At 47.6% G+C, this 18,775-nt stretch carries 24 protein-coding genes; 13 read left to right on the top strand and 11 right to left on the bottom strand.

Features of this window, described 5'->3' with window-relative positions; genetic code table 11:
* Positions 1–192 precede the first annotated feature (192 nt).
* The 12 genes from BM265_RS03320 to BM265_RS03270 all read left to right on the top strand — a co-directional run bounded on the left by BM265_RS03320 (position 193) and on the right by BM265_RS03270 (position 8,497).
* Positions 193–687 carry a terminase small subunit gene (locus BM265_RS03320; RefSeq protein WP_074960044.1) on the top strand — a complete coding sequence of 165 codons (495 nt, stop codon included), beginning with the start codon at positions 193–195 and terminating at the stop codon, positions 685–687.
* Entirely contained in the window at positions 680–853 is a 174-nt protein-coding gene (locus BM265_RS19935) for a hypothetical protein (RefSeq protein WP_177219530.1), read from the top strand. Before BM265_RS03320 ends, BM265_RS19935 begins: the two co-directional genes overlap by 8 nt.
* The gene (locus BM265_RS03315) at positions 846–2,099 is read left to right on the top strand and encodes a PBSX family phage terminase large subunit (RefSeq protein WP_074960043.1); all 1,254 of its coding nucleotides are present in this window, start codon (positions 846–848) and stop codon (positions 2,097–2,099) included. The genes BM265_RS19935 and BM265_RS03315 overlap by 8 nt, the downstream gene beginning before the upstream one ends.
* Positions 2,096–3,292 carry a phage portal protein gene (locus BM265_RS03310; protein WP_242940761.1) on the top strand — a complete coding sequence of 399 codons (1,197 nt, stop codon included), beginning with the start codon at positions 2,096–2,098 and terminating at the stop codon, positions 3,290–3,292. Before BM265_RS03315 ends, BM265_RS03310 begins: the two co-directional genes overlap by 4 nt.
* Positions 3,289–4,131 (top strand): hypothetical protein, encoded by an 843-nt coding sequence (locus BM265_RS03305; RefSeq protein WP_074960042.1) that lies wholly within the window; start codon positions 3,289–3,291, stop codon positions 4,129–4,131. Before BM265_RS03310 ends, BM265_RS03305 begins: the two co-directional genes overlap by 4 nt.
* A 430-nt stretch (positions 4,132–4,561) precedes the next feature.
* On the top strand, positions 4,562–5,353 hold the full coding sequence (locus tag BM265_RS03300; RefSeq protein ID WP_242940760.1) for a phage major capsid protein: 792 nt from the start codon (positions 4,562–4,564) through the stop codon (positions 5,351–5,353).
* Between the two features lie 266 nt (positions 5,354–5,619).
* Positions 5,620–5,901 carry a hypothetical protein gene (locus BM265_RS03295; RefSeq protein WP_242940759.1) on the top strand — a complete coding sequence of 94 codons (282 nt, stop codon included), beginning with the start codon at positions 5,620–5,622 and terminating at the stop codon, positions 5,899–5,901.
* A 12-nt stretch (positions 5,902–5,913) separates the two neighbouring features.
* Entirely contained in the window at positions 5,914–6,366 is a 453-nt protein-coding gene (locus tag BM265_RS03290; protein WP_074960040.1) for a hypothetical protein, read from the top strand.
* Positions 6,366–6,728 carry a hypothetical protein gene (locus BM265_RS03285; RefSeq protein WP_074960039.1) on the top strand — a complete coding sequence of 121 codons (363 nt, stop codon included), beginning with the start codon at positions 6,366–6,368 and terminating at the stop codon, positions 6,726–6,728. Before BM265_RS03290 ends, BM265_RS03285 begins: the two co-directional genes overlap by 1 nt.
* Positions 6,729–6,779: 51 nt before the next feature.
* Positions 6,780–7,517: a hypothetical protein gene (locus tag BM265_RS03280; protein WP_242940758.1), complete on the top strand. Its 738-nt coding sequence runs from the start codon at positions 6,780–6,782 to the stop codon at positions 7,515–7,517.
* 1 nt (position 7,518) lies between these two features.
* The gene (locus tag BM265_RS03275; protein ID WP_074960038.1) at positions 7,519–7,830 is read left to right on the top strand and encodes a hypothetical protein; all 312 of its coding nucleotides are present in this window, start codon (positions 7,519–7,521) and stop codon (positions 7,828–7,830) included.
* A gap of 34 nt (positions 7,831–7,864) precedes the next feature.
* On the top strand, positions 7,865–8,497 hold the full coding sequence (locus tag BM265_RS03270; RefSeq protein WP_074960037.1) for a glycoside hydrolase family 25 protein: 633 nt from the start codon (positions 7,865–7,867) through the stop codon (positions 8,495–8,497).
* A gap of 810 nt (positions 8,498–9,307) precedes the next feature.
* Here BM265_RS03270 and BM265_RS03265 read toward each other — a convergent pair.
* The 6 genes from BM265_RS03265 to BM265_RS03240 form a co-directional block, all read right to left on the bottom strand.
* Positions 9,308–10,162: an IS3 family transposase gene (locus BM265_RS03265; RefSeq protein ID WP_143098662.1), complete on the bottom strand. Its 855-nt coding sequence runs from the start codon at positions 10,160–10,162 to the stop codon at positions 9,308–9,310.
* Positions 10,159–10,494: a helix-turn-helix domain-containing protein gene (locus BM265_RS03260; protein WP_043538296.1), complete on the bottom strand. Its 336-nt coding sequence runs from the start codon at positions 10,492–10,494 to the stop codon at positions 10,159–10,161. Before BM265_RS03260 ends, BM265_RS03265 begins: the two co-directional genes overlap by 4 nt.
* A 95-nt stretch (positions 10,495–10,589) precedes the next feature.
* Positions 10,590–11,978, bottom strand: a complete 1,389-nt coding sequence (locus BM265_RS03255) for a WG repeat-containing protein (protein WP_074960035.1) — start codon at positions 11,976–11,978, stop codon at positions 10,590–10,592.
* Between the two features lie 504 nt (positions 11,979–12,482).
* Positions 12,483–13,028 (bottom strand): helix-turn-helix domain-containing protein, encoded by a 546-nt coding sequence (locus BM265_RS03250; RefSeq protein WP_074960034.1) that lies wholly within the window; start codon positions 13,026–13,028, stop codon positions 12,483–12,485.
* A gap of 121 nt (positions 13,029–13,149) precedes the next feature.
* Positions 13,150–13,986, bottom strand: coding sequence for a hypothetical protein (locus BM265_RS03245; RefSeq protein WP_074960033.1), 837 nt, complete (start codon positions 13,984–13,986; stop codon positions 13,150–13,152).
* A 28-nt stretch (positions 13,987–14,014) separates the two neighbouring features.
* Positions 14,015–14,797: a hypothetical protein gene (locus BM265_RS03240; protein WP_074960032.1), complete on the bottom strand. Its 783-nt coding sequence runs from the start codon at positions 14,795–14,797 to the stop codon at positions 14,015–14,017.
* Positions 14,798–15,239: 442 nt separating this feature from the next.
* Between BM265_RS03240 and BM265_RS03235 the strand changes: the two genes are divergently transcribed.
* Positions 15,240–15,641 (top strand): Hpt domain-containing protein, encoded by a 402-nt coding sequence (locus BM265_RS03235; RefSeq protein ID WP_074960031.1) that lies wholly within the window; start codon positions 15,240–15,242, stop codon positions 15,639–15,641.
* Positions 15,642–16,255: 614 nt separating this feature from the next.
* Here BM265_RS03235 and BM265_RS03230 read toward each other — a convergent pair.
* From BM265_RS03230 to BM265_RS03210, 5 genes are all read right to left on the bottom strand, one after another.
* Positions 16,256–16,813: an SMI1/KNR4 family protein gene (locus BM265_RS03230; protein ID WP_074960030.1), complete on the bottom strand. Its 558-nt coding sequence runs from the start codon at positions 16,811–16,813 to the stop codon at positions 16,256–16,258.
* Positions 16,814–16,824: 11 nt separating this feature from the next.
* The gene (locus tag BM265_RS21050; RefSeq protein WP_074960248.1) at positions 16,825–16,953 is read right to left on the bottom strand and encodes an HNH endonuclease; all 129 of its coding nucleotides are present in this window, start codon (positions 16,951–16,953) and stop codon (positions 16,825–16,827) included.
* A gap of 270 nt (positions 16,954–17,223) precedes the next feature.
* Complete coding sequence (locus BM265_RS03220) at positions 17,224–17,415, bottom strand: hypothetical protein (protein WP_207646945.1); 192 nt, start codon at positions 17,413–17,415, stop codon at positions 17,224–17,226.
* A gap of 30 nt (positions 17,416–17,445) precedes the next feature.
* The gene (locus BM265_RS03215) at positions 17,446–18,135 is read right to left on the bottom strand and encodes a hypothetical protein (RefSeq protein WP_074960029.1); all 690 of its coding nucleotides are present in this window, start codon (positions 18,133–18,135) and stop codon (positions 17,446–17,448) included.
* Positions 18,135–18,707, bottom strand: coding sequence for a hypothetical protein (locus tag BM265_RS03210; RefSeq protein WP_143098660.1), 573 nt, complete (start codon positions 18,705–18,707; stop codon positions 18,135–18,137). Before BM265_RS03210 ends, BM265_RS03215 begins: the two co-directional genes overlap by 1 nt.
* Between the last annotated feature and the right edge of the window lie 68 nt (positions 18,708–18,775).

The raw sequence follows: 18,775 nt of genomic DNA, 5'->3' as shown, positions 1-18,775 counted from the left end.
TATTTATATTTGAATGCGGGTTTCTTGTGAGAAGTACACAGTTTTACGGATAGTTGTTTGGTCAAACAAATGTTTTATCATTTAACTCGGACATATTTCTGCAAGAGTTGTACAAAAACGTACAACTTTTTGGGGGTAAAAGGGTGATAGTGAAAAGGCTTTTGTATGAAGCCAAGAAAAGGAGGAACTATTATGAAAATTACACCAACAAGATTTGCGAAGATGTTTGTGAGGACGAGAAACGGTTCGGAGACGGCGGTGCGGTTGGGGTTCAGCCCTGAGGAAGCTAAGGAGCTGGAGGCGGATATGCTTTCAAAAGCTTCGGTGAAGCGGGCGATACGCAAGCTGGACAGTGATGATATTCAGAACTTATGTTATGTGAAGACGGGGCTTTCGAGGCTGGCATTCGGGAGCATAAACGATGCGGCGGCTCTGCTTTTTGCGGATGAACCTACAAGGGAAGAAGTGCTTTCTGCTGACCTTTTCAACGTATCGGAGATAAAGAAGGTCAAGGGGGGCGGTGTTGAGATGAAGTTTTTTGACAGGCAGAAGGCTCTGGAGAAGCTGGTGGAGCTTGACCCTGAACTTAAGGAAGTATCGGCGGCGCAGGAGTTTTTGAATGCGGTATACGGTGGATCACAGGATATGGACGAAACGGAGATAGAAGGGGGAGATTATGATGAGTAGGAAAATAGGTGCGGAAAGGGCTTGGAAGAAGGTTCTGGAGGAGTTGGCTGTGCTTATGCCCGAACTGAGAGAAGTGAAAACGGCGGAGGAGTTTCTGGCGGCGGTGGGGGTAAGTCCGCCCGAAATAGGGGAAACAGCCGGGAATGGGGGCGATGCTGATGAGTAGGAAGCGGTATCCTCTGGTGTTTTCGGCTAAGCAGAGGTTTCTGTTCAAGTGGTGGGCGAACTCTGCTTACAGGAAGTATGACGGGATAATCTGCGACGGTGCGGTGAGGTCGGGAAAGACAAGCTGCATGGCGCTGAGTTTTCTGGTGTGGTCCATGGGGCGGTTCAACGGGAAAAATTTCGGGTTTTGCGGGAAGACGATAATAAGTCTTAGGAGAAATCTGGTGACGGAACTGCTGAGATGGGCGGAAAAGCTGGGGTTCACGGTGGCGGAGAACGTATCGAAGAACTACATGGACGTGGATTTCGGCGGGAAAAGGAACAGGTATTATCTCTTCGGGGGAAGAGATGAGGCTTCGGCGGCGCTGATACAGGGTGTCACACTGGCGGGGATACTTATGGACGAAACGGCACTTATGCCGCGGAGCTTTGTGGAGCAGGCGGTGGCGAGGTGTTCGGTGAGGGGGTCAAAGCTGTGGTTCAACTGCAACCCTGACAATCCCTATCACTGGTTCAAGCGGGAATGGATAAACAAGGCGGCGGAGAAGAATCTGCTGTACATACATTTTGAGCTGAATGACAACCCCTCGCTGAGCGAGGAAGTGAAAAGGCGGTACGAGAGGCTTTATTCGGGTGCGTTTTACGAGAGGTTCGTTCTGGGGCGGTGGAGTGCGGCTGAGGGGCTGGTTTATCCCATGTTTGACGAGAAGAAATATGTTATCTATGAAGTGCCAAATGATTGCGAAAGGTTCGCGGTGAGCTGTGACTACGGGACAGTCAATCCGAGCAGTTTCGGGCTTTGGGGGCTGAAAGAGGACATATGGTACAGGATAGGGGAGTACTACTACGATTCGGCGAGAGAGGGCAGCAGGCGTACCGATGAGGAACACTATGAGGCTCTGGAAGAACTGGCGGGGGACAGGGAGATAGACTACGTGGTCTGTGACCCCTCGGCGGCTTCGTTTATACAGTGCATACGCAGGCACGGCAGATATCGGGTGATACAGGCGAAGAACGATGTGATATCGGGGATACGCAGGACACAGGACATGATACGTGACGGACGTTTGAGGTTCGGGGCTGAATGTAAGGACATACTCAGGGAGTTCACGCTTTACAGGTGGGAAGAAAGCTCGGGGAGAGATCAGCCCATAAAGGAGAACGATCATGCTATGGACGATATGAGGTATTTTGTGAGTTCGCTTGATGAGGGTACGGAGAGCGGATTTGCGGTGATATCGGTATGACAGAGGAAAGGAGAGGACTCGGATTGAAGATATTCGGGAGAAAGGACAGGGAAGAAAAATCCTACGAAAGGCAGTGCTTTTCGGCTGAGGCGGGGGAGAGCATATTCCGTCTGGCTGCGGACGAGGGGTGCCTTGAAGGTGGGATATACGACGGGCTGAGGGCGACTGTGCCTGTGATAGATGCCTGTTTCGGGAAGATAATACGTCTGGTGGGAGATTTCAAAGTCATGGCGAGAGATGAGAGGTTCGATGACGAACTGGAAAGCTTTTGCAGAGAGGTGACGGTGGGTATCTCGGGAAAAAGCCTGAACACCTTTGCGGATATGTATCTGGACAGTCTGCTGACCTACGGCAGGGCTGTAGGCAGGATAGTTACGGACAGGGAGACTATGACCGTCAGGGGGCTTGTGGTCGGGGACAGCAGTCTTTTCAGGGTGAAGCAGGGTAAGGGGGCGCTGGACAGGGAGTTCTGCTTTTATGGGGGCGGTGAGGTGATGAAAGTTCCCGAGCCCGAGAAACTGCTTTACACGGTGATGAATCCCAGCCCCAAACACCCTGACGGAGTATCGGTACTTCGCGGACTGCCTGCCATAAGCAGTGTGCTTATGAGGATATACCAGTGCATAGGGCAGAACTTTGACAGGGTAGGAAACGTGCGCTATGCGGTGACTTACAAGCCTGCGGAGGACGGTTCGGACAAGAGGTACGCAAGGGAGAGGGCGCAGGAGATAGCGGCGGCTTGGGCGGACGGTATGCAGAGCGCAAAGAACGGCATAGTCAAGGATTTTATCACGGTGGGCGATGTGGGTATAAAGGTCATCGGGGCGGAGAATCAGCTTATTGACACGGAAGTGCCTGTAAGGCAGTTACTGGAACAGCTGATAGCTAAGCTTTCGGTGCCGCCCTTTCTGCTGGGGCTGAACTGGTCTACCACGGAGAGGATGAGCAGTCAGCAGGCGGACATACTGACAAGCGAGCTGGAGTATTACAGGCGATTGTTAGAGCCTGTACTCAGGGACATATGCGAGGCTTTTCTGAGGACCTGCGGCACGGACTGCGGGGTGGATATCGAGTGGGGGAACATTAATCTTCAGGACGAAGAAGCGCTGGCGAGGTCGAGGCTGTACAACGCTCAGGCGAGGAAGATAGAACTTGAAAACGAAGCGGAAGAAGAGAGGAGAAGCGGGAAATGAACGGAGAGAAGATAGGTATCACGGAAGAGGTAATGGAGAAGATAAACCGTCATGCGGTGGGGGAGCTGAAAGCGGGGCAGGTGTACTGTTTCAGCGTACTGCTTTGCGATAACGACGTTGACAGGGACTATGAGAGGTTCTCTGATGAGGCGCTGGACAAGCTGGCTGAGCTGTTTGTGGGCAGGACGGGGATATTTGACCATGACCACAGCAGCAGGGGTCAGACGGCGAGGATATATGACACGGAAGTGAGGTCTTACCCTGAGAGGAAGACTATGGACGGCAGGGCTTACAGGGCGCTGATAGGCTTTGCCTACATGGTGAGGACGGAGCGGAACAAGTCGCTGATTGCTGAGATAGAGGGTGGCATAAAGAAAGAGGTATCGGTGGGATGCTCGGTGGCGAAGAAGATATGCTCGGTATGCGGGGCTGACGGTGCTAAGGGTGGCTGTTCGCATATCAAGGGCAGGAGCTACGGCGGGAAGCTTTGCTATGTGACCCTTGATGAGCCTGTGGACGCTTACGAGTGGAGCTTTGTGGCGGTGCCTGCGCAAAGGGCGGCGGGGGTCACGAAGGTGTATGGCGGCAGTGATATCGATGTGATAAGGGAGATGCAGGCGTGCTTCTGCGAGGACCTGAGAGCGGATATCATCAGGCTTGGGAGCTTTGTTAAGAGCGCGGACATCGGTGAGGTGGACGGTCTTGATGTGTTTGCTTTGTTGGAACTGAAAAAGAAGCTTTCACGTCAGCTGAGAGAGGAAGCGGCTTCGGGGAAAGCGTCAGGTGTGGCGGCTTATGAGGGCTGTGACAGCGGTGAGATGGAGGCTTTCAGGGTGTAGTGCCTTGGGGTAAAACGATAAGAGAGTAATATTTTGGACTTTGTGGCGGCGGGGTGGGGGTGAATGAGGGAGATTTCTTGGACTTTTAAGCGGTTGCTGACAGCGGGACGGATGGTCTTATGGGGTTATTTAGCGGCTGACACGCGGGGAAAGTCGGGAAATATCAAGAACCGAACGCTGTTTTATCCGCCGGGGGGCGCTCGGTGAAGTATACGGCAGGAGAATATGGAGGTAATTATGTACGACAATATCAGACAATATCAGACTTGAAAAATCACTTTACAACATCACAGGAAAGAGCTTTACTCAGGCGCTGACGGAGCTTGACCCCGATGAGGGTTACAAGGGTACGGAGCTGGGCGGTCTGGATGCTTTTGAAAGACAGCTGAAGCGCTTCGGTATCAAGGTATCGGGGGCGGACAGCGACAGGGTGGAGAAGTTCTTCGTGACGGCGCAGTCGGCGGTGCTTTTTCCCGAGTATGTGAGAAGAATGATAAAGAAGGGCTTGGAGAAAGTAAGCATAGCCGAGGTGGTATGCGGGGCGGTATCACGCACGGACGGCATGGATTTCAGGGGATTCACCATAACACGTTCGGGCAGCAGTCCTGTGGATCAGGGGGATGATCTGCCTGAGACAACGGTGGTGCTGAACAGTACGGCAAGCGAGGTAAAGAAGTTCGCGAGGATGCTGAGCAGTTCCTACGAGGCGGTGAGAAAGCAGAGGTTAGAGGCTTTCGGCATAGTGCTGAGGGACATAGGCGAATCTGTGGGCAGGGGGCTGAACAGCTGGATATGCACAGAGCTTATCACCGATGTGGAGCCTTCGACTATTGCGGGGGATGCCATAACTTATGCGGATATCGCGAAGTTCTGGAGCGATATGAGCACTCACGACATGGATGTGATGGTGTGCAGTCCTGCGGTGATGGCGCAGATACTTGCTCTGCCTGAGATGAAGTTCTGTGTGGGGGATTTTATGACAAGCGGCAGGATAAAGACGCCTTACGGTGTGACGCTGGTGAAGTGCGGAGAGATGCCTGCAAACAAGGTGCTTGGTGTTGACAGCACTGCGGCGGCGGAGCTGATACTGGGCAGTGATGTGATGGTGGACAGTGATAAGCTGATAGGCACGCAGATGAATGAGATAAGCTGTTCGCTGCTGGCGGGAGTGACTAAGGTATGCGAGGATGCTGTGGGGGTGCTGGTGACAGGACTTGTATAATTCACAATTGTTGGCAGGGCGGCGACGGAGTTGGGGAAGAATGCCAAGGAGGGGAGCTTTGGGTCAAGCCTTTCGCGAAAGGCTTGCGGGAGGCTTGACCGCGCGCTTTGTTTCCTTGGCATAACCCGCTTTGTTTTGCCGTTTATTAAACTGAAATGCCCTTTGGGGCGGAAAGGAGTATATATGCTTGATTTTGACAAGGTGCTTCTCAGCTTTTATCAGCTGAGCGGTTGCAGAATGACAAAACCGCCGAGGTCGAGAGGCTGGTGAGTGAGGCTATGAAGGCTGTGGAAGACAGTCTGGACGTTGACAGGGTATCTTGGGACGCTGTGCCTGCCTGCGAATATGCGGCGGCTTGTATGGCGGTTTATGACTATGTATGTAGAGAAGCCTGCCGTGAGCAGAACGCGGTGACTATCGCGGGAAGTGCGGATATCAACGGGGATTTCAGCCACAGGATAAGTGCTGCGGCGGAGCTTAAAAAGCAGGCTATGGCGCGTATTGAATGGCTGATGCCCGGTGGCGGGTTCATGTTTGAGACTATGTGAGGAGGAATTGAAATGATGGTTATGACAGCGGACAGTCTGGGGCTTGGGGGAATAAAGGAAGCTCTGGCAGAGGTGCTTGAAAGTGCGGGATTTTCGGCGATGGAGGAATACACGGACATTGTTCTGGGAGATGTTGAGGGCTGTACGGCGGTATGGGCGCTTGACAGTGTAAGGCTGGTGGATGCGGGAAAGCGGATAGATTCGGGGGATGCAGCGGTCAGCGGTGAGATATTATTCAGGGTGAAGCTGATGGGCAAGGCGGGGAGATTCGGTGACCATAACAGCTTTGACGACAGGTGCTTTGAAGCCTGCGCGGGAGCGGCGATGATAAGGGATTTCGGCGCGGTCACGGTGGAGCTTGGAGCATCGGGGAGAGATATGCAGAACATGAGGCTGGTAAGAGAGATGAAAGTGGTATTCGGGGTGTGCATGAAAGAGGTTTCGGAAGAGAGGGGATCGGTCTGATGGGATTTGAGATAGCGGCACCTGTGGGACATACTCTGGTACTTGGGGCGAGGACACTTTATCCCGAGGCGGTGAGCATATTCAGGAAAGACAGGCAGGTGGAATATGTGAAAGTCGGGGGCGGGATAGAGCTTCGGACTAACGGCTCGGAGGGGTTGGAGATACTGGCTATGGGGAAATTCGCGCCTGATGAGAGGGCTATGTTGCAGGGGATGATCGAGGATTTTGCTTCGGATGTCAGCACTGTGGTTGCGGACGGCAGGAGTTACGGGGCGATGATTCTCCGCGAGGGGGTGCTGACGGAGAAACGAGGGGAAGTCGGGGGGGTATACAGGCTTAGGTTCGGGGGGTATGAGATATAATAGCGAATATAAATTTGAGATGACCCACAAAAGGGAAAGGAGAGATGGAGAATGGATTGCATTTTACAGCTTGATGTGGATACGGGCAGCGGTACTGCGGTGAGGGTAAGTTCGCGGGGGTATACTTTACTGTTGGCACAGAATGAGCCTTATCCGAGGATAAACACCAATGTCACGCTGAAAAGCCTTTGTCAGGCGAACCTGACAAGCGCCTACATAAGCTACGAAGACCCTACCCCTGTGGTGGGGAACATATACATCAACGAGGGGTCGACGGTGTGGGAAGCGGCGGTGGCTTACTGCATAAAGGCGACAGGGCTGTACCCCTTTGTCAGCGGGCAGAACACGGTGAGAATGACGGCGGGCACACAGAGGGTCATTGATTATTCGGGGGTGAAGAAGCTTTCGATCACAAGTTCTCTGGACAGCAGATATCTGCTGTCGGATGTTTATATGAAGGAGTTGGGGGACACCTATCCTTATGAAGCCCATGATGCATCGGCGGCGAGGATGAATATAGTCAGGACAAGGTACTATCCGCTGGATATGCAGTGGCTTTACGACCCGCAGGTGGGGCTTCAGCACAAGCTGGACTATTCAAACAAGGGGGTCAGAAAAGTGGGCATGACCTACATGGGCTGGCTGGGTGAAGACCTGATGGGCAAGGCATCGGGAGAAAGCACGCTGACAGGGAAGAAAATAAACTATGTGAAAGTGGTCGGGGGCAGGAAAGGCATTACCACAACGGTGATGTGCTATGACGACAGGTACGGTCAGAAGGAGGTATAGTATGCTGATAGCGATAGATGACTGCGGGCGGGTAACTCTGCCGCGGGGGAATGTGCTTGGTCACAGGAATGAGAACGGTCTGAGGGTGCACAGGGTTATTCACCCGAAATTTGAGGGCGCATATTATGATATAGTGCTGGACTTCGGCGGCACACAGCGGGTGATACAGATATACGGGGGCGAGATTGCCCCCGATGGTGATCTGCTGTCGGAGGTCGGTGAGATAGATGCGCAGTTTCGGGCGCTGAAAGCTGAAAGCGGCGAGGTGCTGGTGTTCAAGTCAGATGTATTCAGGGTGAGGATACTGCCCTGAATGTTACAGTGAACGACACAGAAAGGAGAAGAATATGGCTGTTAAGGGGATAGATGTTTCAAAATGGCAGGGCGATGTGGATTTTGAAAAAGTCAGGGGGGCGGGGTATAGGTTTGTGATGATAAATGCGGGGCACGGCAGGTATATCTCGCAGAAGGACAGCTGTTTTGAGGAGAACTACCGCGGGGCAAAGGCGGCGGGTCTGGATGTGGGGGCGTATTGGTATTCCTACGCAGTGAGCGCCCGCGAAGCTGAACAGGAAGCGGAGGTATTTTTGCAGGCGGTGAAGGGGAAAAGCTTTGAGTATCCGCTTTGCTATGATATCGAGGATAAGTCACAGAGAGGGCTGTCGAATAAGGTGATAGGGGAGATGGTGGACACTTTCTGTGATAAGCTGGAAAAAGCGGGGTATTATGCGGCGGTTTACAGTTATGCGAATTTTCTGACGGAGAAAGTGCCCGTGAAGTGTCGGGAGAGGTATGATGTGTGGGTAGCGGCATATGGGGTGGATAAGCCGCCATATGATATGGCTTATGGTATGTGGCAGTATACTTCATCGGGCAGGGTGAGGGGAGTAAGCGGGGATTGTGATTGTGACAGGGCTTATAAGGATTATCCTGAGATCATGAGAGAGAAAGGGTTGAATGGGGTCAAGAGAACGAAGTAGGATAGAATGCCAAGGAAGAGAGCTTTTGGTCAAGCTTTTCGCGAAAAGCTTGCGGGAGCGCGAGGGCAGAGCCCTCGCATCAAGGCGCAAAACCAAAATGCAAAAGCAAGCAATAAGAGAACAGCGAACTATCGACCAAATAAGGCGCGGCAATAACAAAAATACGAGCGTGGACAATACAAATGTCCACGCTCTTTCTGTCTGCGTAAATTATTGCCGCGCCCGTCATCGGACAGCGAAGCGTTTCCGATGACTCGACCCGTCAGGGGCGACCTTGGCTACCGCAGTACTTCTGATAAGAACACCGCACTCTGTTGGATTCAGATATAGATACCTGTACGATAGTGCTATAAGTCCAAAAATCAGGACTTTGTTTGTGTGATCGGACATTTGCTTGTGGTTGCTAGTTTGTGAGTTTTCGCCCCTCGTTCCTCGGGTCGAGAAATCAACGAGCTATCGCCGTTGATTTCGGGCGCGGCAATAATATCCGCAGATAGAAAGAGCGTATGCATTAGTTTTGCATACGCTCGAATTTTTGTTATTGCCGCGCCTATTTAGTCGGAAGTTTGTTGTGCTATTTACTGCTTTATTGCCACGTCACTTTTGTGCCTTGACCGAGAGGCTCTGCCTCTCAAACTCCTCGCAAGCTTTTCGCGAAAAGCTTGACCAAAAGCTCAGTTCGCGGCTTAGTTCGTCTGGGTCGCAGGTTTGTTGCCGCGTTTGATTTTAGCAAAAGCTCCCCTCCTTGGCAGTTTATGAACCGCACCACATTGTGCGTACATCACAAAAAAGCCCCTATGGCAAATTAAATCAAGCAACGAACTGGCTTCGCAATTCAAGCGGAGTCAGTTTTGTTTTGAGTTGTATACGCTGATGATTGTAGAAATAGATATAATCATCAATGAGATGTCTCGCTTCGGCGAATGTCTTGATCTTAGTCCTGTAAATGCATTCTGTTTTCAAAATGGAGAAAAAGTTTTCAGCCAAAGCGTTATCATATGGATTTCCACGTCTTGACATTGACGGCGTAATGTGGTATGCTTTGGTTAGGTTAAAATACGGTTGTGAAGTGTATTGAAACCCTTGGTCACTGTGGAGCTGCAACTCCCCGGTGACCTTTTCCTTTCTCTTGGCAGCTTTAATCGTGTTCAGAACAAGGTTTATGTTCTGAACCGTCGATGTCTTGTAAGCAACTACACTTCGGTCATACAGGTCTCTGATGACCGAGAGATACAGAAATCCCTGTGCAGTCTTTATGTAGGAAATATCGGTTACCCACTTCTGATTAGGTCTGTCCGCGTGGAAATCTCTGTTGAGCAGATTATCGTATCTGTGCAGAGCCTGACTGTAATTGCAGTATTTTCTTCTCCTGACAACAGAAAGAAGGCTGTATTTATTCATAACACGCAGAATGGTCTTTGGGTTATGATGAATGCCTTTGCGTTCAAGCCATATAGCTACACGACGATAACCATATGTCTGCTTAGTTTCCTGCCGACATTCACGAATAAGTTCTGACAGCTCCAGATCCCTTGCAGGCTTGTCCATGCGTTTAACAAAGCCATAATAACCGCTTCTTGACACGCCAAGTATCCTGCACATCTCGCTTATGCTGTACTTATCCTTATGACGATAGATAACTCGGTACTTTACTTCCGGTCTCACTTCCTTTCTGTAAGCGAGAGAAAATCCCGCATAAGTTCATTCTCCATTTCAAGAGCTTTGATCTTCGCATCCTTACGAGCTATGATATATTTCAGCTCATTGACTTTATCTGTCTCGGTGTACTTATCGTTTTTTGACGGACGACCTTTCCTTCTCAAAACAATACCGGCAGCTAACTTTCTTTGCTTCTCATTATACCGGGTGATGAAATTATGTACTTGTTTTTGTGAGAAGCCAAGCCGTTCTCCAATTTGTCTTAATGTCAATCCTTGTTTCTTTAATTCAAGTATCTCTTTTTCGTACTGTTGTATGCGTCCGTAACTTCTTGTCATAACAAAACCTCCTATGGTTTCTATTATACCATAGGAGGCTCTTTTTGTCATTGTACGTTTTTACTGGTGCGGTTCATTACGCGGGTTTGCTTTTTTTAATATGCCTGATCGGCTGCTCCCGGATCTACATAGCCGGGGTCAGGTGTTACCGGATCGGTATATACCGGATCGGGTGTAACAGGATCCGTATATCCCGGATCAGGTGTTACAGGATCGGTATACCCGGGATCAACAGGGTCTGTCCATACAGGGTCGGTAACGTTCGGGTCTGTCCATTCGGACTGTGATGTTACCACGTTGCCGTATTCATCAGTAACTACGTTTGCCCAGTCGGTATACTCGGGCTGGCTGTCGGTGGTATCTGTGGTGGTCGTCCAGTATGTGGAGCCCGATGTTGTTGTTGCCATTGATGAGGAATCGTCCTTGGGTCTCTCTTCCTCGATTATCTCGCCCATCTGGATAACGCCCCAGAAGTCGTTCTGCTTTACCCATGCCCTGCCGTTGTTGATGGGTCTTGCCTGGGCAAATTCGCCTGCGCGGACTACCTGTTCGCCCGAGAAATCGTAGTAGCTGTAGTAGCCGTCCTTATAAACAGGGATATAGTCATCGCAGAAGAGGTAGGGATGCACTATGCTTGAGTCATCGGTCATCATGCCGTTATATGCATTGGGGTCGCCGTCGCATATGAAGTCGATGACAACATTGCCGTCGGCATCGAGGTAGCCCCATTTATTATCTTCGTTCCTGAAAGCCACCAGTGTAGAGCCTACGCCCTTATAGGAGGGTGCATAGCAGGCGGTATATACCATATCGGTGAGGAGCTTGCCGTTTTTGGCAAGTCCGTAGAGTGCGCCGTCGGGGACGGATACCTGGAGATTGCCGTAGTCGTCCATCTCAACATTTGCTTCGGTTACAGGCACTGACTTTTTGCCTGTATACTCGGTTACGCTCTTGCTGCCGTTCTTGCCCTCAAACACCTTCTGGGATTTGATATCAAGGTAGTAGCGGGTGGAAGTATCCTCGGTATGCTGGGGTGTGGCAGATATCTTTTTATCCTTATCTATGGTGCAGTACTCATATTCCTCATTGCGTTCGTCGATGATATTGATAAGTACTATCTCGCCGCAGCTGCATACATAGTAGTCGTCGTATGCGGGCTTGATTATATAGTTTCCTGCGTAGTCGATAAGACCGTACTTGCCGTTCTGTCTGATAACTGAGTAGTTGATATAGGCTCTGTTATCGGCGTTATCGGGGTCTATCCTGCTGGCATCGAAGGATATGATATTATCAGCCTGGATAGAGGGCTGTATCAGCCAGTTGTAAACCTGTTCGGCATCGCCTGTTTCGGTGGGGCTGTAGTTATATGAATCGGTCATATCGTCGCCATTGTTGTTTTTTGAGTTTATGCCGGGAACGGCACAGCCTGCAAATAGTACCGCAGAAACTGCCGCAGCTATGGTGCTGCGAAATATTTTATTCATTTTAATCCTCCTAACGATCTGTGCGCACTTATTTCATATATTGATATGCTGTGCGCAAGTCTGCCTTTCCTTAAATGCTGGTGATATCTGTATTTTTCTTTATGCAGATATCGCGGTAAGCGGCATAGATATCATAACACCGCAGGATATGCGGATAAGTAAAAGTTCATATGCCGTTTACTATTACAAAACACCTGATATTAAATATTTACAAAACATCTATTATTCATTATATACCATCACAGCCCTCATGTCAATATCGGGGGCGGTTGGCGAACGGTGAAATTTTCATCACAATAGACAGCATTTTTAAGTTTTTTTGCACAAAAGAAATATGGATATCCCTTTGGCACACCACTTTATGCGTCTGTAAAATAATGGATATTTATTTGAGATATATTTTTTTCGCCATCGAAGACGGTAGGAAGTATACCGAGAAATGTCCGCAAAAAGGACGCTTCCGCGAAAATGCGGAAACGTCCCGAAAAAGCTATGTATTGTATATCAGGTCATTTTTCTGCGTATCTCGCAAACTCTGCCGATGATGCGCAGATCAAGCTCAGCGGCTTCCTTGCGGGGGTCGGAGAATTCGCGGAAATAAACGCGGTCGGGTGAGCCTTCCTTTACCACGGCGTAAAGTCCCGCGGGGCCTATCTCGTCGATGCTGACAAGGAGATAATCGCCGAACATAACGAATGGACGGTTCTTATCATCGCGGCATATATAAAAACGGTAGCTGCCGTGTTCGGTATTGGCATATTCCTCGCCCCAGGGATTCTTGGGGTCATCGGCGCTGTATACCTGCACCTTATGCAGGTCGGCGGAATTATCACCGTTGGAACTTCCCGAACTTTCATAGCCAAGAAGTGCGCCTTTGGTAGTGCCAAGCGCCTGTGCCAGGGCTGAGAGCTTATCATCACGGGGTTTGAATTTACCCGAAAGATACTGGCTTATAAATGATTTTGATATTCCTGTACGCTTGCTGAGTTCTGCCTGTGTAAGGGAACGTTCTGCCATTGCGGCACGGAGATTTTCAGCAAATGAACTCATATTTCTGTACCCCCTGTCCGTATTTGTGTTCAGAAATTCTTACCAACTATATTATACCATATTTTGAGAAAAAGTCAAGAGGATTTTTGCGGTATAGGGCGGGTATTGGCGTTATGGGAGATTAATCTCTATCGACTTCGTGAGCGTCTATTTTAAAACGAGCTATTATATCATTATAGAAAGAAAAGGAGATTCTTGAACAATACTTGCTGTTTTCCGGATCAATTGCAGAATGTCCTTTATATTCATATGCCATAACACTTGCTAAACTACCATTGCTGACTTTTAAAGGTTCACCACTGTTTTCAAAAAGATCGTCCTTAGTCAAAGTAAGGGGGATATTTAAATGTACCATTCCCTCACCATAGTTAGGTCCGTATGTTATTTCATCATATGGAGAATTTACTAGAATAGCGCTACATTCATCTAAGACGTATTCTCTGGGGCACGTACCTGAAATACCGTTTATCCTACGAAACATGAGGTCTGCTCTGATCGAATCGGTGATCTTTACCTGTGCTTCAACATCATTAGCATATTGTTTGTCAAGATCAGCATCAGTGAAAAGCTCAACGCCTGCATCTAAGAGATCCTGAAGAGTGGCTTCGTCGAATCTGAAGATCTGTCCGTTGAATTCAAGTGCAAGATTATCGAAATCAACATACTTCTCGCTGAGACCCTCTGCAAGCTTGAACTCTTCTTTTTCGGGCTCGGGGGGGATCTCCTCGGTGGTGGTAGTTGCTTCGGTAGTGGTGGTTACTGTTGTTTCAACAGCGGGGGTGGTTTCTGTGGTCACTTCTTCGGTGACAGGTTCGGTGGTAACTTCCTCGGAAGCGGCAGTTGTTGTGGTGGTCTCTGCGGGCTTATCGGAAGTGGTATCGGCTTTATCGGTTTCACCGCAGGCGGTGAGAGTCAGCATGGCAGATATTACTGCGGCTGTGAGTATTTTCATCTTCATATAGAATCATTCCTTTCAGGTTTGGGCGTTATGGTATCCATGTGATCTCAAAGTTGGTGAATTCGTTTTTGCTGTTGAAACCGAATACATATCCGCTATCGTGGTTGAGGGTCTTCTCGGATACGACAGCATAATGATATCCATGATCTTCATAGGTAGGTTCGCCGCTGTTAGCCACCAGTGCATCGTAGGTGAGTGTGCGGTCAAAAGCGAACTCCAGATTTTTTGCGATACCGCTGCCTGATGCGGGCTTTATCGAGTCATCTACACGGACATCTATATTAGCAAGAACGCAGTCTCTTACTTTTCTTGGGGATTCGTCGGGGTTAACAAAGTACAGTTCAACCTGAGTACCAAAATCAGCCAGATAATATTCAAGGCAGTTGTATGGGAACTGTCCTTTGAACGTATGGCTGTATTCTTTATCGAAGTTCATTTCGGATTTTGAAGAACCGCTGACTTTCTTGGGTTCTGCGCCTGCATCGAGAAGATCCTGCAAGGTGGATACACCGACGGTAAAGAGTGTGCCGTTGTACTTGAAGCTTCTGTTATCGAGGTCGGCGTAAGTGGTGCTGAGTTCGGTGGGAACAGCGGGGGCGAGTTCGGTGGTCACTTCCTCGATGGTGTCGGTTATTTTCTCGGTGGCTTCAGTGATAACTTCCGCATCGGCTTCGGTGGTAACTTCCTCGGAAGCGGCAGTTGTTGTGGTATCTGCCTTACTTTCGGAAGTTGTCTTTGTGTCAGCATCACCGCAGGCGGTGAGGGTCAGCATGGCAGATATTACTGCGGCTGTGAGTATCTTTTTTTTCATTATAATATCAGTCCTTTTACAGTGTTTTGTGTCGGCGCAGGGCGTGACACATCAGTTTGAATAATATCACAAATTTTGGATAAAGTCAATTATATATATCAAGTATCATGGTATTACATAGTTTCTGGCAAAGATGCTATTTTATATTGTTTAATATGTTTATCAGTTATTGTGATGTTTATCTTTTGTTGCTGTGTTCACATGACGCGTGGTGAGTCCGTTTAATAAAATGATAACCGAGTTTTGGAATAGGAAATGGCTGATATTGCGAAATAGATATGATTTCCAGTAATAATTTTTACGAAGCGGTGGTATTGTATATAAAGTTAGATTAATATTGAGTATCAATTGTACATTTTACAGAAATATTAATAAACTATTGAAAAATATGAACTGATGGTGTATAATATACTAAAGAGACCATCGGAAGGAGGTGTTATCAATGACGGAAAAGGACAGGGCGGAGCTTGTAAAATGCGGTATAGACTATGCGGACGGACTGGAAAAATTCATGGACGAGGAGCTGCTGTATTGCGGTCTGCTGGTGAATTTTCTGACAGAGAACACCTTTGAAGAGGCTAAGCGGTGCATGGACAGCGGCGACGATGAGGGCGTTATGCGGGCAGTGCATTCGATGAAATCGGTAACGGGAACGCTTTCGATGTACGAGCTGTATACCTTGTGCTATGATACAGTTGACGCTCTGCGCGGCGGCGACAGGGAATCTGCGCTGGATAGTTTTGGCAGGGCATATGAAGTTTATAAGCGGACGGTGGAGTGCATCAAGCGAGTGATAGTTGACGGCGGACTGGAGTATGAGAAAATTCAGGATGATGTGAGTTGATGCAGATTTGTGTGGAATGCCAAGGAGGGGAGCTTTTGGTCAAGCTTTTCGCGAAAAGCTTTCGGAGAGCTCGAGAGGCAGAGCCTCTCGGTCAAGGCGCAAAATCGACGTGGCAAGAGTGCAATAAATAGCACAGCGAACTTCCCGACCAAATAGGCGCGGCAATAATAAAATTTCAGAGCGTGGACAATACAAACGTCCACGCTCTTTCTATATGCGTGAATATATTGCCGCGCCCGTCATCGGACAGCGACAGCGTTTCCGATGACTCGATCCGTCAGGGGCGACCTTGGCTACCGCAGTACGTAGGATAACCGAACCGCACTCTGTTGGATTCAGATATAGATATCAGTCCGATAATGCTATCAGTCCAAAAATCAGGACTTTATTTGTATAGTCGGACATTTGCTTGTGGTAAATAGTTTGCGATTTTTCGCCCCTCGTTCCTTGGGGCGAGAAATCAACGAGCTATCGCCGTTGATTTCGGGCGCGGCAATATATTTACGGACATAGTTTGAGCGTATGCATTAGTTTTGCATACGCTCGAATTTTTTTTATTGCCACGCCTTTTTTGGTCGGTAGTTCGCTGTGCTATTTAAAGTACTATTGTCACGTCACTTTTGTGCCTTGACCGAGAGGCTCTGCCTCTCGAGCTCTCCGCAAGCCTTTCGCGAAAGGCTTGACCAAATGTCCAATCCATTTGCAATTAAATCGGCTTTTCTCTCTTCGATCGTGCGAATATGTCCAACCATCTCACTTTTGCACTTGCTGACAAATGTCTTGAAACTGTCAGCAATAAAAATATCTGCAATATTTTTATCATGATATCTAAAATATACGGCACCATAATCATCGCCATTAATACGAATCAAGAAATAATCACCGAAGACATTTGCCCCAATTGGTATCAAACCGCTCTTAGTATAATTTATTATATCACTGCTTGAAAAGACACTAAGAATATTATAGTTTTGATAAGCCTCAGCATAACCAAAAAGTGCGCGCAAATCAGATGAAGCTCTATTTATACTGACTTTTGTCTTTGGAGTATATCCGCCATTATATTTTAGGAGAAATTCTCTATATGTATCAGGAAAAGAAACAGTATATTCTGCTTCAAATTTGCTAATGGACGATTCAACATCAGAAACATTAAATTTACTAATTAACATACAGATCCTCCTTATTCATAAAAGTAAACACCGCCGTAGTGACTGAACTCACTATGGATTGCCTGATCAACGAGCTGGATTATTCCATTTTCTATACTGTGATGAACAACATATCCAGCTGATACTTCGTCATATCCCATTATCTTCAAGTACACTAACACTGCTGCATAATCATCTTCTCAATTAGTAAATTCTCCAATATCAATTGATGCGATTGAACTATCTGGATGTAAGTAGGCACTGAAATCAACAGTTTTTAGCCCTGAAACGATACGTTAAATCTTTAATGTTTTTTGTGCTTCATTTTAACCATCCTGAATAAACAATCATGCCGAAATTGCATGGCGAATCACTTATAATTATAACGCGTGAAAGTTAGTATATCATGTTCAATATAGAATGTCAATAAATTAATATACGCCTTTATTAGTGACAACAGCCTTGACTCCATATTTATCATTAAAATATTTTTCAACTAACGGATCAACCTGATCTTCAAGCTTTTCAAGCGCACCCTGAGATAATTGCACCTGTCCATCATTGTTGTTCTTAAAAAGCGAACAGCCCGATAAACTTAAAATCCCAATAAAATCAGCCGCCATCATTACGATGGCGGCTTAAATTATTGTTTTTTAGTGATCATAATGCTCTGCACCTTTAAGATACACCAGGCAAGTTAGGCGGTAAGATAAATAGTAGAATGCAAGCGCAGCTAAAAACATCACCGTTAGCGTTATGTTTTTAGCAGCTATCAAACTCTGACCGAGATCAAACAATTTACCCATACTATCTGAATACATAATAAGGTAAAACGTAAGGAAAAAAGCATCTATTGACATGATTATGCATTTTATGACACTTCCGATTTTTCTGCCGAAGAAATAATAAAACGGAATATCTATCGCACGAAGGAATATCTGCACAAAGCACAGGGGAAGTGCAATGCCTATGAACTTGCTTACATAAGTTTGTTCCGCATCATAGAGAAGAGCACAGTAGCCTATATCTGCGATCTTCAGTGATATAAAAAACAGCGTGATCATACCATATATCATTATATATTTATTACGCAGAAAACCTCTGTAACCATCAGCCGTGGATGATACCCAGTAGCTCCACAGCTTTCTGTCATCACCGTTAAGTACCATCATCTGCAGTGAACCCGCCGCAAGAAATCCTATAATAAGTCCTATGATGCACACCATGGCCGAACTTTCACCTTGCAGCAGCAGCACCATGGCAAACGGTGCAATAGCGCAGAGTATAATAGAAAGGATGAACCGATGGTTCTGTTTCCATTCCTTATAAACAAGACCTTTCATTACGGCTCTCTCCTTTCATGCATACGCCACAATGTCAGGAAATACAATCCAAGGGAGATCACAAAGGATGATACAGCAACGGCAGTTACCTTTCCCGAACCAACATATGATGCAAATATGTAATATGAACTGCCGTATAAAGGATGATCAGGCGGTACGGGTGAATACATACGTATGTTGCCTATCAATTTGCATAGTTTGATTATTATAATTACACCGCATACTATAGCAGAAAGACCCATTATCTCCAGCTGTGATCTGTTTTTAGAGAACATGACGACAAAGCAGTATACCGTATCGATTATAACAAATATCGTGGCAAAAAACAGGAATATATTCATCACATAACTCATCAGATGCAGACCTGTATGATCATCGGAAAAGTCCGCATATACCATTATGATCGTGCCATATATCAATATGTAGATCAGCTTTATCAAAAGATCTGCAACTGCCTGCTGTAGAGGAGTTGGCGGCAGCACCCGGATATACTGGTTCCAGCCTGTATTGGCATCCATTCTGTAAACGCCGTTATTTGCACCTGCGATCATACCGCAAAGCATCGCCAACATAAAAGAAAAAACACAGAACATCATCACGTTATCTTTAATTTTAGACGGGTCATCAGAAAAAACCAAAG

The sequence above is a fragment of the Hominimerdicola alba genome (assembly GCF_900112155.1).
GTDB classification, from domain to species: domain Bacteria; phylum Bacillota; class Clostridia; order Oscillospirales; family Ruminococcaceae; genus Hominimerdicola; species Hominimerdicola alba_D.
Note: the sequence above shows the minus strand (reverse complement) of the source record. Positions and strands in the feature narration are given on the sequence as shown.

Bases quoted from the DNA above. Each gene is read 5' to 3' on its own strand.
- BM265_RS03320 (WP_074960044.1), top strand. From the start codon at position 193: ATGAAAATTACACCAACAAGATTTGCGAAGATGTTTGTGAGGACGAGA.
- BM265_RS19935 (WP_177219530.1), top strand. From the start codon at position 680: ATGAGTAGGAAAATAGGTGCGGAAAGGGCTTGGAAGAAGGTTCTGGAG.
- BM265_RS03315 (WP_074960043.1), top strand. From the start codon at position 846: ATGAGTAGGAAGCGGTATCCTCTGGTGTTTTCGGCTAAGCAGAGGTTT.
- BM265_RS03310 (WP_242940761.1), top strand. From the start codon at position 2,096: ATGACAGAGGAAAGGAGAGGACTCGGATTGAAGATATTCGGGAGAAAG.
- BM265_RS03305 (WP_074960042.1), top strand. From the start codon at position 3,289: ATGAACGGAGAGAAGATAGGTATCACGGAAGAGGTAATGGAGAAGATA.
- BM265_RS03290 (WP_074960040.1), top strand. From the start codon at position 5,914: ATGATGGTTATGACAGCGGACAGTCTGGGGCTTGGGGGAATAAAGGAA.
- BM265_RS03285 (WP_074960039.1), top strand. From the start codon at position 6,366: ATGGGATTTGAGATAGCGGCACCTGTGGGACATACTCTGGTACTTGGG.
- BM265_RS03280 (WP_242940758.1), top strand. From the start codon at position 6,780: ATGGATTGCATTTTACAGCTTGATGTGGATACGGGCAGCGGTACTGCG.
- BM265_RS03275 (WP_074960038.1), top strand. From the start codon at position 7,519: ATGCTGATAGCGATAGATGACTGCGGGCGGGTAACTCTGCCGCGGGGG.
- BM265_RS03270 (WP_074960037.1), top strand. From the start codon at position 7,865: ATGGCTGTTAAGGGGATAGATGTTTCAAAATGGCAGGGCGATGTGGAT.
- BM265_RS03260 (WP_043538296.1), bottom strand. From the start codon at position 10,494: ATGACAAGAAGTTACGGACGCATACAACAGTACGAAAAAGAGATACTT.
- BM265_RS03255 (WP_074960035.1), bottom strand. From the start codon at position 11,978: ATGAATAAAATATTTCGCAGCACCATAGCTGCGGCAGTTTCTGCGGTA.
- BM265_RS03250 (WP_074960034.1), bottom strand. From the start codon at position 13,028: ATGAGTTCATTTGCTGAAAATCTCCGTGCCGCAATGGCAGAACGTTCC.
- BM265_RS03245 (WP_074960033.1), bottom strand. From the start codon at position 13,986: ATGAAGATGAAAATACTCACAGCCGCAGTAATATCTGCCATGCTGACT.
- BM265_RS03240 (WP_074960032.1), bottom strand. From the start codon at position 14,797: ATGAAAAAAAAGATACTCACAGCCGCAGTAATATCTGCCATGCTGACC.
- BM265_RS03235 (WP_074960031.1), top strand. From the start codon at position 15,240: ATGACGGAAAAGGACAGGGCGGAGCTTGTAAAATGCGGTATAGACTAT.
- BM265_RS03230 (WP_074960030.1), bottom strand. From the start codon at position 16,813: ATGTTAATTAGTAAATTTAATGTTTCTGATGTTGAATCGTCCATTAGC.
- BM265_RS21050 (WP_074960248.1), bottom strand. From the start codon at position 16,953: ATGGGATATGACGAAGTATCAGCTGGATATGTTGTTCATCACAGTATA.
- BM265_RS03220 (WP_207646945.1), bottom strand. From the start codon at position 17,415: ATGGCGGCTGATTTTATTGGGATTTTAAGTTTATCGGGCTGTTCGCTT.
- BM265_RS03215 (WP_074960029.1), bottom strand. From the start codon at position 18,135: ATGAAAGGTCTTGTTTATAAGGAATGGAAACAGAACCATCGGTTCATC.
- BM265_RS03210 (WP_143098660.1), bottom strand. From the start codon at position 18,707: ATGTTGGCGATGCTTTGCGGTATGATCGCAGGTGCAAATAACGGCGTT.